Below are 13,229 nucleotides of genomic sequence, written 5' to 3'. Positions count from 1 at the left end.
CCGGTAGTTTTGCGTCGCCAGGGGCGGGCGGGGTCAGATGATGCCGAAAAGCATCCCTGCCGCCAGCACCACCAGGGAGGTCAGGGCCGCCCACTTCACGGTGAACCGGGTGTGGTCGCCGAACTCGACCTTGGCCATGCCCACGAGGACGTAGACGGCCGGAACGAGCGGGCTCGACATGTGCAGGGCCTGCCCGACCAGGGAGGCGCGGGCGATCTCGAGCGGGGAGACCCCGTGGGCCGCGCCGGCCTCGGCGAGGACCGGCAGGACGCCGAAGTAGAAGCCGTCGTTGGACATGAAATAGGTGAGCGGGAGGCTGAGCAGGCCGGTGACCAGGGCCATGTGCGGGCCCATGCCCTCGGGTACGGCCCCGACGAGCCAGTCGGCCATGTGCTTGACCATGCCGGTGCCGGTGAGGACGCCGGTGAAGACGGCCGCGGCGAAGACCATTCCGGCGACGTTCAGGACGTTCTCGGCGTGGGCGGCGATCCGGGCCTTCTGGTCGGGCATGTGGGGGAAGTTGACGGTGAGGGCGAGGGCGGCCCCGAGGAGGAAGAGCACCGGGATCGGGAGCAGTTCCATGATCATGGCGGTGAGCAGGGCGACGGTGAGGCCCGCGTTGAACCAGTAGAGGCGGGGACGCAGGGTCGCGCGGTGCGGGTCGAGGCCCTGGAAGCCTCCCTCGACGGAGGCATCGGAACCGGTGGACGCTCCGGAACCGGTGGGCGCCTCGGACGGGACGGAGCCCGCCCCGGACGCGGCGTAGCCGCCGGAGGCCGTACGCGTGCCCCCGGCGGCGGCCGGGCCGCCCGGGCCGCCGCCGGCCGCGACCAGGAGTTCCCCGGCCGGCTCCGCCGACCGCTCGGTGTCCCCGGGGAGGGCCAGCGTGCCGAGGCGGCGGCGCTCCTTGAGGCCGAGGACGTAGGCCAGGGCGAAGACGAAGAGCAGGCCCACCGCGAGCGCGGGGATCATCGGTACGAAGATGTCGGCGGCATCGAGCTTGAGCGCGGTGGCGGCGCGGGCCGTGGGACCGCCCCAGGGCAGGGTGTTCATGACGCCGTTGGCGGTGGCCGCGACTCCGGTCATCACCACCAGGCTCATCCCGAGGCGCTTGTAGAGCGGGTACATGGCCGAAACGGTGATCATGAAGGTGGTCGAGCCGTCGCCGTCGAGCGAGACGATGGCGGCGAGGACGGCGGTGCCGACCACGACGCGCATCGGGTCGGCCCGGCAGAAGCGCAGGATGCCGCGCACGATCGGGTCGAAGAGTCCGACGTCGATCATCACGCCGAAGTAGACGATGGCGAACATCAGCATGGCGGCGGTCGGCGCGAGCTTGCCGACTCCGTCGATGACGTAGCCGCCGAGCTGCGCGCCCTGTCCGGCGAACACGCAGAAGAGCGCGGGGATGAGGACGAGCGCCGCGATGGGCGACATTTTCTTCAGCATGATCAGGACCAGGAAGGTCGCGATCATGGCGAAGCCGAGGAAGGTCAGCATGGGGGGAACCTAGGTGCCCCCTCCTGGGGCCAACAAGACGTCCACGCGTGAGCAATACGAGCAAAACCCCAGCTCAGGGGATGGGTGTCAGTTCGACGGGGAAGCCGTTGAGCACGGCCGTACCGGAGAGCGGGTCGAGCCGGCTGCCGTCGAGGAGCTGGTTCACGTTGACTCCGGGCACGGCAGCGGCCACCGACAGGCGGGTGCCGGGGCGGTCGTGTCCCCACCCGTGCGGGAGGCTCACGACCCCGGTGCGGACGGCGTCGGTGATCTCCACGGGGACCTCCAGGCTGCCGCCGTCGGCGGTGATCCGGGCCGGCCGCCCGTCGGTGAGGCCGAGCCGGGCGGCGTCCTCCGGGTGGACCTGGAGGGTGCAGCGGTTGGAACCTCCGGTGAGGGCCGGGACGTTGTGCAGCCAGCTGTTGTTGGACCGCAGGTGGCGGCGGCCCACGAGCACCAGGGCGGCGGGGCGGTCGGCGAGGGCCGCGCGCAGCCTGGGGAGTTCGGCCGCGATCGGGTCCGGCAGGAGCTCGATGGCGCCGCTGCGCGTCCTCAGCAGGCCGGGGAGCCGGGGCCGCAGCGGGCCCAGGTCGATTCCGTGCGGGTGCGCGAGCAGCCGCTCCAGCCCGAGGCCGCCGGGGGCCGCCGCGTTGTCGGGGCCCGCCGCGCCGTCGGGCGCGCCCGCGCGGGTGTCCGTAGCGGCGCTCCCGGGCAGGTCGGCGGCCGGCGCGAAGCGGTCTCCGTAGGGGCCGAGCCGGAGCATCAGGTCGAGGCGGCGCTCGGGGCCGCTGCCGCCCGCGAGCAGCCCGGCGAGGCGCACCGGATCCTGGCCGCGCAGGGGGGAGTCCGGGTCGGCGCACTCCCGGGCGAGGGTGGCGCCGATGGCCAGGTCGTCCACGGCCGCCGGGTCGGTTCCGTGCATGCCGGAGACGGCGAGCACGAGACGGGCGTGGATCTCGCACTCGTCCATGCGCCCGTCCTCGAGCGGGACGGCGGGCGGTGAATAGCGGACCTGGTTGCGGATGGCGAAGGTGTTGAAGGCGAAGTCGAAGTGGGCGCTCTGCGAGGGCGGTGCGGGAGGCAGGACCACGTGGGCGTGGCGCGAGGTCTCGTTGAGGTAGGGGTCGATGCTGACCATGAAGTCGAGCCCGGCCAGGGCCGCGTCGAGGCGCCGGCCGTCGGGGGCGGACAGCACGGGGTTCGCCGCGATGGAGACGAGGGCCCGGATCCGCCCCTCCCCCGGGGTGTCGATCTCCTCCGCCAGCGCGGACAGCGGGAGTTCGGCCTTGGCCTCGGGATGGCCGCTGACCCGGCTGTGCCAGCGCCCGAGGCCGAAGCCCTTGCCGGGTCCGGCCGGCCGGGGTGCGCGGTCGGTCGCGGACAGCGGGAACAGGGCTCCGCCCGGCCGGTCGAGGTTGCCGGTCAGGATGTTCAGCACGTCGACCAGCCAGCTGGCGAGCGTGCCGTGCTCCACGGTGCAGCTGCCGATCCGCCCGTAGACGGCGGCGGTCGGCGCGGCCGCGAGGTCGCGGGCGAGGTCGCGGATCTCATCGGCCGTGAGGTCGCAGGCGGGTGCTACGGCCTCGGGGGTGAAACGGTCGAGCGCTTCGGCGAGTTCCCCGAGTCCCCGCGTGTGTTCCGCGAGTACGCCCGGATCGGTCAGCTCCTCGGCGAGCAGGGTGCGGGCCAGGGCGGCGAGCAGCAGCGCGTCGCTGCCGGGGCGCGGTGCGAGGTGGCGGTCGGCGAGTGCGGCGGTGCGGGTGCGGCGCGGGTCGACGACGACGAGGGTGCCGCCGCGGGCGCGCAGCGCCTTGAGCCGGCCGGGGAAGTCGGGTGCGGTGCACAGGGAGCCGTTGGACTCGACCGGGTTCGCGCCCAGCAGCAGGAGGAAGTCCGTGCGGTCGAGGTCCGGGACGGGGATGGCGAAGGGATCCCCGAAGAGCAGCCCGCTGGAGACGTGTTTGGGCATCTGGTCGAGGGTGCTGGCGGTGAAGAGGTTGCGGGTGCCGAGGGCCTTGAGGAGCAGGGGCGGGTAGAGCTGCCCGGCCATGGTGTGGACGTTCGGGTTGCCGAGGACGACGCCGACGGACTGGGGCCCGTACGTCCGCACGAGGGCGGGGACCGCATCGGCGACGGCCTGGAACGCCTCCTCCCAGGTGGCCTCCCGGAGCCGCCCGTCGCGTCGCACGAGGGGGGTCCGCAGCCGGTCGGGGTCGGCGTCGAGGCCACCGAAGGCGGCGCCCTTGGGGCAGATGAAACCGCGGCTGAACACGTCCTCGCGGTCCCCCCGGGCCCCGGTGACGGTGGCGCCCTCGATGGTGAGCGTGAGGCCGCAAGTGGCTTCGCAGAGGGGGCAGATGCGCAGGGCGGTGCGGGGCATGGGCCCTCCAGGGGGCGGCAGGCTGCGGCACGGGGCAGGGGCGGAGGCAGTGGGCACTGGGCACAGGCGGAGCTGCGGAGCACGGGCAGGGGCGCGGAACACCGGCAGAGATGCGGGGCGCTGGGCGTGGGCGGACACAGGGCACGGACACCGGCGCGGGCGCCGGAACCGCGCGGGCGGCACCGAGCATACCGACCGGTAGGCACGGTGGGGAGGGCCCGCGCCCCACCGATTCCGCGGGCGGCCCGCGCCGGGACCGCCGCCCCGCCGCGCACGCGCGGCCGCCGCCCCGCGCCGGGACCGTTCCCCCTGGTCAGCGGCGCCGATTGGTCCTTCTGCTGACGCGATTCAGCACCCTTGGTCGGGAAAGCACATTGCCCCTCGCGGACGGCGACGGTTTGGATGGCCGGATGACATCCATGCTCGACGGCTGTACGCCCTGGCCCGAGGAATTCGTCGACTACTACTGGGCGTCCGGCCTCTGGCGGGGCAACACGCTGGACAACCTGCTGCGCGGCTGGGCCCTGCAGTACGGACCCCGGACGGCGCTCGTCCACGGCGACACCCGCCTCACGTACGCGGCCCTGAACCGCCGCGTGAGCCGGATGGCCGCCGGATTCCGGCTGCGCGGCCTGCGGCCCGGGCAGCGGGTGGTCGTCCAGCTTCCCGACATCCCCGAGCTCGTCGTCGCCACGTTCGCGCTGATGCGCGCCGGCGCGGTCCCCGTGCTCTGCCCCGTCTCGCACCGCGCGCCCGAGGTGTCCCACGTCGTCCAGGTCTCCGAGGCCACCGGGTACATCGGCCCCGCCACGTACCGGGGCTTCGACCACACGGAGATGGCCGCCGGCATCGCGGCCCAGGGCCCCTTCCTGCGCCGGGTGTTCACCTTCGAGGCGCCGGGCGCCTCGGACCCGTACGGCGGTTTCACGACCGACACCTCGGGCTGCCACTACTTCCCGCTGCACTCCCTCGACTCGCCGCCCGAGCCGGCGCTCACGCTGAGTGCCGGGCAGGTGGCCTTCTTCCTGCTCTCCGGCGGGGCCGGCGAGGCGCCCGGGCTGGTTCCCCGTACCCACAACGACTACGCCTACCAGGCGCGGGCCGCGGCCGAGCTGGTGTCGCTCACCCAGGACGACGTGTACCTCGCCGCACTGCCCGCCGACCTCAACCTCGCCTTCGGCGGCCCCGGCATCATCGGCACCCTCACCGCGGGCGGCACCGTCGTCCTGGTCGAGGACCCGGAACCCGCCGCCCTCCTGGCGGCCGTCGAGCGCGAGCGGGTCACCGTCGCCGCGCTGACGCCGGACACCGCCCGGCTGTTGCTCGACGCGCCTTCCGGGGCCGGGGCCGACGTGAGCAGCCTGCGGCTCGTGCAGATCGGCGGCCGGACCACGCCGCTGGACCGCGCGACCGCCGAACGGGTGGGCTCCGCATGGGACTGCCGCCTCCAGCAGGTCTTCGGTACGGACGAGGGGCTGCTCACCCTCACCCGGACCGATGACCCGGAGGAGACGGTGCTGACGACGCAGGGCCGTCCGCTCTCCCCCGACGACCAGATCCGCGTGGTCGGCTCCGACGGCGAGGAGGTTCCCGCCGGGGAGCCCGGCGAACTCCTGGCCCGGGGCCCCTACACCGCGCGCGGCTACTACCGCTCGCCCGGCCTCAACGCGGCCTCCTTCACCGCCGACGGCTACCTGCGCACCGGCGTCCTCGCCCGGCGCACGCCGGACGGCAACCTGGTGGTGACCGGCCTGCCCGGCCGCTCCTGAGGGGAGCGCGCCGGCCGTCCCCTCAGTCCAGGACGCGCGCGAGGTAGGCGTGCATCATCGCGCGGGTCTCGGCGACGATGTCGGGGTCGCCGGCCGGGTCGTTGCGGAAGGCGAGCTGGATCAGGGCGTCGGTGGCCTCGACCGCCACCAGGACGGCCCGCTCCAGGGCGGCGTCCGGGGTACGGGCGAGGTGCGCGCCGAGGAGCTCGGTGAGGCGGACGGCGACCAGGTGGTTGGGGTCGGAGGCGGGCCCCTCGGGGGGAGGCGCCGGCACCCCGAAGTCGACGAGGGCGAAGCCGGGCACGCTGCGCTTCATGACCAGGTACTCGTCCAGCACCGCGTCGACGACCGGGCGCCAGTCGGTGTCCGGGAGGTCCGCGAGCCGCTGCTCGATGCCGGCGGCGTACTGGTCGAGGTTGCGGTGGGCCAGGGCGATGGCCATGGCCCGCTTGTTGCCGAAGAACCGGTAGATCGAACCGATCGGCACGCCGGCCCGCAGGGCCACGGCCCGGGTGCTGAGGTTCTCGTACCCGGTCTCGTCGAGGAGTTCCGCGCAGGCGTCGAGGATCCGGGCGAGCCGGTCGGCGCTGCGCTGCTGGATCGGCGTCCGGCGCAGGGGGTGGGCTGGGGGCACGGGGTCCATCATGCCGCTCCTGGGTTCACGGGTCGGCGGCGGTACCGGTTCGGCCGGTTCGACCGGCTCAGTTCAGTTCAGTTCAGTTCAGCAGCAGGCTGAGGCCGCCGACCGTGTACGTGATCATCAGCGCGAGCATCGGCAGCTGCCCGGCGACGGCTCTCGCGGGCGGGAAGAGGCGTACGGAGCGGTCGTGCGCGGCGATCACTCCGAGGACGTGGCCGGTCACCACGGCGATCACCTGGAGGGCTGCGAGGCCGCCGGGACCCAAGGGGGAAAAGGGTTCGGGGGCGTTGTCAGTGCCCAATGCCATGATGACTGTGCGTGGTCCTTCGACTACAAGGAGGGAGAAGTAGTGGGCGACGAGATAGCCGAGGGCGATCGGTACGAGTGAGTGCGCGAAGGCGGTCAGCGGGCCGGGGTGCGGGCCGCAGACGAGGCGGGTGACCGCCGCGCAGAGGCAGTAGAGGGCGGCGACGAGCGCGACGGCTCCGAGCAGCCCCAGGGTGGCCGCGGCGGTGCGGCCGAGGGGGGAGGTCTGGATCGCGTTGATCCACGAGGGGTTGTCGGAGAAGCCGTCGTAGGCGGTGGATCCGAGCAGGACGCAGACGGTGGCGACGAGTCCGGGCCGCTCGGGCGTCGCGTCGAGTCCGTGGAAGGGGTTACGGAGAACGAGGCGGCCGTCGCTGCGACGGCCGAGGGGAGAGAGCCGGGCCAGGAGTTCGGAGTACACCTCGAAGGCGTCTCCGTGGGCGAACCAGCGCTCGCCGTAGCGGGCGGCGAGCAGAAGCTGCACGGCGGCGTAGCCGGTCAGGGCGATCAGGAGGGTGGTGGTGGAGGCGGGATCGGGAGAGACGAGTTCGAGCCAGGTGAAGGCGAAGAGCCCGGCGGCGGCCGGCCATTGCCCCAGCCGGGCGGGGAGCGGGGGTCTCGTCCGGGGCTTCGCCGGCAGCCGGGCGAGCAGCCGGTACAGGGCGCGGAGCGGGTTGAGGAGGCGCCAGACGGGACCGAGGAGCAGGGAGGCGGGGACGAGGCCGACCCAGAGCAGGACGTAGACGGCGCCGGGAGCGGGGTTGCGTGCGGGGTCGTCGGGGCCGAGGAGGAGGGACAGGAGGACGGCGAGCGAGGCCGCGAGGCCGAGCCCGCGCAGGGCGGTGCGGGTGGCCGGCGCGTCGGCCACCCGCTGGAGCCCGGCGGGCAGGGCCAGGCCGGACCGGTCGCCGCGGAAGCGGGAGGCGGACCAGAGGAGCCCCAGCGCGAGGAAGGAGACGAAGAGTGCGGTGAAGGCACCGGCGAAGGCGTAGAAGGGAGAGATCGGCAGGTCGTGCTGCGAGCCGATGCCGTGCGCGAGCACGGTGGGCGGGGACGGCAGCGACGGCAGCGACGGCAGCGACGGCAGCGACGGCAGCGACGGCACCAGCGGCACCGGCACCGGCACCGGCGACGGCGGGGTCATCGGACGAGGAGCTGGGTCAGGACGAGGCCGGACCCGTGGGTCTCGACCTCGAAGAGGCCCGTGCGGTCGGCCGTCAGGATCAGGGTGGCCTCCTGGCCTGCCGGCAGGGCGAGCTCCTTGTCGAAGCCGTGGACGTGCAGGGTGTCCGCGCGGTCGCTGGTGACCCGCAGGGCCACGCGTTCGCCGCGCGTCACCTCCACCCGGCCCGGGGCGGGGCTGACCTTGCCGTCCCGCACGGTGACGGTCACCGTGCGGTCGGCCTCCGACGCCTGCGACGCCGCCGGGGGTGTGGGAGACGGTGTGGCCGAGGAGTGGGTGTGGGTGGACTGGCCCGAAGCCGCGGCGAGTTGGAGGGTCGCCTCGACCGGCTTGCCCGCCACCGCCCAGGCCGTGTGGTCGTCCGCGTAGAGGCGGACGGTCAGGGTGTGCGGGCCGCCCTCCGGCACCTGCGCGGCGGGCAGGTGGAACCAGGGGCCGTACAGGCGGGCCAGTTTGCGGCCGTCCAGCTCCAGGTGCGCGTGTCCGGCACCCGGGAGGGCGGCGCCGCCGGTGCTGTCGGGGGTGAAGTGGAAATTCGCCACGGTGAGCTGGAGGTTCCAGCCGTCCTCGGAGTCCGGCCGGGCGGCGAGCCGGACCTCCGGCGCGCCCTCGGCCGGGACCTCGCGGAGCCGGTGGCCCGTGCCGTCGTCGGCGGTGAGCAGGGTGCCGACCTTCCCTGAGGCCTGCTCGTGGGTGGTGCCGGGCTTGTGGTGGGTGGTGGCCCGCCCCCCGCAGCCCGTCGCCGCGCCGCCCGCCAGGAGCAGGGCCAGGGCGAGCAGCGCCGCCGCGCGGCCCACCCGGCGGGTCCGGCGGGCCCCGGCGGGCGGTGTCCCACAGGCCTCGCACGAGGTCCGGCGTTCGGGGCGGTCACCGCCCGGCTGCCCCGTCACGGCCGGCCTCCGTCGGCAGCGCCCCGCTCCGGGCCGGTCGCAGTGCCGGTGCCGGTCCCGGTCCCGGTGCCAGTGCCGGTCCCAGTGCCGGTGCCGGGACCGGTGCCGGAACCGGTGCCGGAACCGGTGCCGGGACCGGTGCCGGGACCGGCTGCGGCCACGGCTCCGGCTCCGGCCTCGCCTTCCGCGCTGCGGGTCGGTGCCGGGCCCGCGGGGACGGGTACCCGGTCGCCGGCCGGGTCCGCGCCCGGGCCTGCCGGGCGGGCCGGGGTGCCGCCCGGGCGGGCTGCGGCGATGACGGCCCAGAGGATCCAGAACACCGCGACGAGGGAGCGGATCCAGGCGGGGCTGAGCGGGATCCAGGGAACCATCAGGACGGCCTTGTCGAAGGCGTCGAGCAGGGTGAGGGCGCCCAGCAGCAGGGTCAGGCGGGCCAGCCAGGGCCGGGTGGGGCGCAGGGCGAGGCCGGTGCCGGTCCACCACAGGCCGAGGCAGAGCAGGGCCAGGGCCGGGACGAAGGTGCCGATCAGGCCCATCGTGGAGCCGGCCACGTCCAGGGCCAGGCCCGCGAGGCCGAGCAGGGCGGCCACCGTGGCGAGCCGGGAGGCCCGCAGGCGGCGCCACCACAGGAGGCCGCCGACCAGGAGGAGGACCGCCGCGACGGCGAGGGCGAGCTGGGTCTCCACCCGCTGGAGGCCCCGGGAGCCGTACCAGTCGCAGCCGGCGGGGAGTTTGCGCGCCTGCACGTTGTAGTCGGCGCAGACGAGGAGCTGGGCCAGCTTCACCGGTTCACCGGCCAGCCGGGCCGAGGCGCCGGAGACCGCGCCGCGGCGCTCGCCGCACTGCGGGAGCGTGCCCGGGGTGGAGCCGTCCGGGCCCTGCTGCCAGCAGTTGCCCCGGCCCTGGCCGTCCCACCACACGTCCATGCCGTTGGGGCGGGAGGCGCCGGACTTGTCCTTGCCCAGGATGTTGCCGGCGTAGCGGTTGTGGTGGGAGGTGTCGGTCTGCTTGGACAGCTCCTCCTCGCCGCGGATGAAGGCGGGCACGGCCGAGAGGAAGAAGCCCGCGCGCTGGTGCCCGTACACCCAGTTGTTCTCGTAGAGGTTCCAGTTGCCGCCGGCGGTGATGATGCCGGTGCCGGGGGGCATGGAGATCTGCGGGCAGACCACCCCCTGCTCGTAGCCGCGCTCCACGGGAGGCTTCGCGCAGGTGCCGTCCGCGACGTGGCGGTAGTAGTCGGCGTTGTTGTCGTGGATCAGGTTGCGTTCGAAGAAGGCGTGGTTCTGCGGGAGGCCGGGGTGGCCGGGGAAGGCGCTGTCCATCGAGGCGCCGCCCATGTTCTGGTCGAACTCGTTGTCGTGCACCCAGACCGAGTCGCCCGCGGTGCCGGAGTAGCCGACCATGTTGTGGTGGCTGCGGCAGCCGGTGATCTCGATGGAGTAGCGGGGGACGTCGTAGCCGCGGTCCTCGTTGATGTCGGAGGCGCTGCCGGGGTAGATGCCGGAGTCGCCGTTGCCGTAGGACTCGCAGTTCTTGTAGAGGCCGTGGTCGCTGGCGAAGGTCAGGAAGCCGTACTCGTCGTTCCAGCGGGTCAGGACGTCGTCGATGACGAAGCCGTCGGCCGCGAGGACGTACAGCGAGTTGAAGGTGGTGCGCTGGGCGGTGAAGTTCCGGAAGTAGATGCCGTCGGCCTTGTCGGCCCGGATGGCGTTCAGCTTCTGGTACTTGGCGTCGATCACCACGTCCTGGCGGGAGGCACCCGTGCCTTCGATCTGGAGGTCGGTCTTGCCGAGGATCGCCACCAGGTTCTGGTTGTGGCGGCAGGCCACCTGCTGTTCGTAGGTCAGGATCTGGTAGCCGAGCGAGGAGTTCGGCGCCTTGAGCGAGGCGCACTCGCCGGTCGGCGCCGGGAGCGAGGGCTCCTCCTCGTAGAGGCCGGGGAGGATCGCGATGTTCATGCCCGGGCGGTCCACGGCGTCCACGGCCGCTTGGAGGTCGCGGAAACCGTTCTTCTCGCAGCGCTCGTAGAGGGCGAGGTTGCGCTGCTTGAGCGCGTCCGGGAAGGCGGATATCCGGCGCTCGAAGGCGGGCCGGTCGGTCTTGCAGACGATCAGGTCGGGCTCGCCCGTGCGGTAGACGGGAACGGAGCCGGTGCCGTCGGGGAACTCGACGGGGCGCTCCTCGTGCGCGCTCGCGGCGGGCGCGGCGACGAGGAGTGACAGGAGGGCGAGGAGGGCGGCGAGGAGCGCCGCCGGCACGGCAGGAAACCTGCGGGTCCACGACATGCGCGTGAGAGTAGAGCAATGTTCATCTTTTGGGACCCCCTCGTGCAGGAATGGGCCACCCGTTGACGCGGGGGCCGGGGAATCCTACTGTCAGGCATAGGATTCCTTCGGCAGACCGGGAGCGTGCAATGAGCGGCGGCAGCGAGCAGGCCAGGAAGACGGCGGAGGGGCTGGAGTACCTCACCGGCTTCGGCAACGAGCACAGCTCGGAGGCCGTGCCCGGGGCGCTCCCGCTCGGACGGAACTCGCCCCAGCGCTCCCCCCTCGGCCTCTACGCGGAGCAGCTGAGCGGCAGCGCGTTCACCGAGCCGCGGTCCCACAACCGCCGCTCCTGGCTCTACCGGATCCGCCCCTCCGCCGCGCACCCGCGCTTCACCCTGGCCGCGGACAACGGCGCCCTGCGCAGCGCGCCCTTCACGGAGGCCCCGGCGGACCCGAACCGGCTCCGCTGGAACCCGCTGCCCGACCCGGCCCCCGGTACCGACTTCCTGGCGGGCCTGTGGACCCTCGGCGGCAACGGCGACACCACCCAGCGCTCCGGCATGGCCATCCACCTCTACTCGGCCAACGCCTCCATGACCGACCGGGTGTTCAGCGACTCCGACGGCGAGCTGCTGATCGTCCCCGAGCGCGGCGGCCTGCTCCTGCGCACCGAGTTCGGCCTGCTGAGCGCCCGCCCCGGCGAGATGGCGCTGATCCCGCGCGGGGTCCGCTTCCGCGTGGAGCTCCAGGACGAGACCGCCCGCGGGTACGTCTGCGAGAACTACGGCCGTCCCTTCGAGCTCCCCGACCTGGGCCCCATCGGCGCCAACGGCCTGGCCGCCGCCCGCGACTTCCGCGCGCCGGTGGCCGCGTACGAGGACGCCGAGCGTCCGACCGAGGTGGTCAACAAGTTCTGCGGCAACCTCTGGACCGCCACCTACGATCACTCCCCGCTCGACGTGGTCGCCTGGCACGGCACGCACGTCCCGTACGTCTACGACCTGCGCAGCTTCAACGTCCTGGGCTCCATCAGCTACGACCACCCCGACCCGTCCATCTTCACGGTGCTGACCTCGCCCTCCGACACGGCGGGCCTGGCCGGTGTGGACTTCGTGGTCTTCGCGCCCCGCTGGCTGGTCGGCGAGGACACCTTCCGCCCGCCGTACTTCCACCGGAACGTGATGAGCGAGTACATGGGCCTCATCGACGGCGCCTACGACGCCAAGGCCGAGGGCTTCGTGCCCGGCGGCGGCTCCCTGCACAACATGATGTCCGCGCACGGCCCCGACCGGGAGACCTTCGACCGGGCGAGCGCCGCCGAGCTGAAGCCGCAGAAGATCGACGACGGCCTGGCCTTCATGTTCGAGACCCGCTGGCCGATCACCGCCACCGCCCAGGCGGCCGGCGCCGACCACCTCCAGAGCGGATACGACGACGTCTGGCAGGGGCTGGAGCGCCACTTCCGCGCCTAACATCACGAGCAGCACGCCGCGCGGCGCGGCCCGCCGCGCCACCCCGTCCCGTCGTACGGAGATCCACCCGTGACCGCCTTCGCCCCCGACTCACTGGTACTGAACCGGAAGCTGCCGCTCTGGTACCAGGTCTCCCAGTCGCTGCGCGCCTCGATACTCGGGCGCACGGCGGACGCCTCGCTGCGCCTGCCCACCGAGGAGCAGCTCGCCGAGCACTACGGGGTGAGCGTGCTGACCATGCGGCAGGCGCTCAAGGAACTGGAGACCGAGGGGCTCATCAGCCGCCACCGGCGGCGCGGGACCTTCATCGAGCCGGGGGCGCTGCGCGGGGCCCCGGTCCGGCTGCTCGGCTCGGTCGACGCGATCGTGGCCCAGCAGTCGGGCGACCGCACGACGATCCTCGGACACGAGCGGACGGCGGTGTCCGGGGAGCTGCTGGAGCACTTCCCGGACACCGCCGAGGTGGTCACGTACCGCAGGCTCCGCCGCGACAGCGAGAGCGGCGAGCCGACCAACTGGGCGGAGAACGCGGTGCGTCCGGAGCTCGCCGACTCCATCGACCTGGCGGATCTGGAGCGTTGGCCGATGACGAAGGTGCTGCGGGACATCGCGAAGGTGGACATCAGCCGGATCACCGACACCGTGGAGGCGCGGCTCGCCGACCCGCTCACGGCCGAGCTGCTCCAAGTGCCCCTGCTGAGCCCGATCCTGCACTACACGGGCGTCACCTACGACGGCCCCGGGCGGGTGGTCGACGTGGCGCGGATCCGCTACCGGGGCGACCGCTTCTCCTTCACGGTGACGGTCGACGCACACTGACGG

9 protein-coding genes are annotated in these 13,229 nt (G+C 73.4%); 3 read left to right on the top strand and 6 right to left on the bottom strand.

Annotation, left to right across the window (positions count from 1 at the left end):
* Window positions 1-33 precede the first annotated feature (33 nt).
* Complete coding sequence (locus tag NLX94_RS22000) at window positions 34-1,500, bottom strand: CitMHS family transporter (RefSeq protein WP_254384715.1); 1,467 nt, start codon at window positions 1,498-1,500, stop codon at window positions 34-36.
* A 73-nt stretch (window positions 1,501-1,573) separates the two neighbouring features.
* Window positions 1,574-3,880, bottom strand: a complete 2,307-nt coding sequence (locus NLX94_RS21995; protein ID WP_254384714.1) for a molybdopterin oxidoreductase family protein — start codon at window positions 3,878-3,880, stop codon at window positions 1,574-1,576.
* Between the two features lie 410 nt (window positions 3,881-4,290).
* Here NLX94_RS21995 and NLX94_RS21990 point away from each other — a divergent pair, with 410 nt between their 5' ends.
* On the top strand, window positions 4,291-5,649 hold the full coding sequence (locus NLX94_RS21990; protein ID WP_254384713.1) for an AMP-binding protein: 1,359 nt from the start codon (window positions 4,291-4,293) through the stop codon (window positions 5,647-5,649).
* A 22-nt stretch (window positions 5,650-5,671) separates the two neighbouring features.
* On the opposite strand, the gene NLX94_RS21985 is transcribed toward NLX94_RS21990, so the two are convergent.
* From NLX94_RS21985 to NLX94_RS21970, 4 genes are all read right to left on the bottom strand, one after another.
* Window positions 5,672-6,292, bottom strand: a complete 621-nt coding sequence (locus tag NLX94_RS21985) for a TetR/AcrR family transcriptional regulator (RefSeq protein WP_254384938.1) — start codon at window positions 6,290-6,292, stop codon at window positions 5,672-5,674.
* Window positions 6,293-6,365: 73 nt separating this feature from the next.
* Window positions 6,366-7,673 (bottom strand): hypothetical protein, encoded by a 1,308-nt coding sequence (locus NLX94_RS21980; RefSeq protein ID WP_374684010.1) that lies wholly within the window; start codon window positions 7,671-7,673, stop codon window positions 6,366-6,368.
* Between the two features lie 62 nt (window positions 7,674-7,735).
* Entirely contained in the window at window positions 7,736-8,557 is an 822-nt protein-coding gene (locus NLX94_RS21975) for a cupredoxin domain-containing protein (protein WP_254384937.1), read from the bottom strand.
* Window positions 8,558-8,664: 107 nt separating this feature from the next.
* Window positions 8,665-10,953 (bottom strand): right-handed parallel beta-helix repeat-containing protein, encoded by a 2,289-nt coding sequence (locus tag NLX94_RS21970; protein WP_254384711.1) that lies wholly within the window; start codon window positions 10,951-10,953, stop codon window positions 8,665-8,667.
* Window positions 10,954-11,081: 128 nt separating this feature from the next.
* Here NLX94_RS21970 and hmgA point away from each other — a divergent pair, with 128 nt between their 5' ends.
* Both hmgA and NLX94_RS21960 read left to right on the top strand, forming a co-directional pair.
* Window positions 11,082-12,407: a homogentisate 1,2-dioxygenase gene (gene hmgA, locus NLX94_RS21965; RefSeq protein ID WP_254384710.1), complete on the top strand. Its 1,326-nt coding sequence runs from the start codon at window positions 11,082-11,084 to the stop codon at window positions 12,405-12,407.
* 69 nt (window positions 12,408-12,476) lie between these two features.
* Window positions 12,477-13,226, top strand: a complete 750-nt coding sequence (locus NLX94_RS21960) for a GntR family transcriptional regulator (protein ID WP_254384709.1) — start codon at window positions 12,477-12,479, stop codon at window positions 13,224-13,226.
* Window positions 13,227-13,229: the final 3 nt, after the last annotated feature.

Origin of the sequence: Streptomyces sp. TBY4 (assembly GCF_024213195.1) — a bacterium.
Taxonomy (GTDB): Bacteria; Actinomycetota; Actinomycetes; order Streptomycetales; family Streptomycetaceae; genus Streptomyces.
Note: the sequence above shows the minus strand (reverse complement) of the source record. Positions and strands in the feature narration are given on the sequence as shown.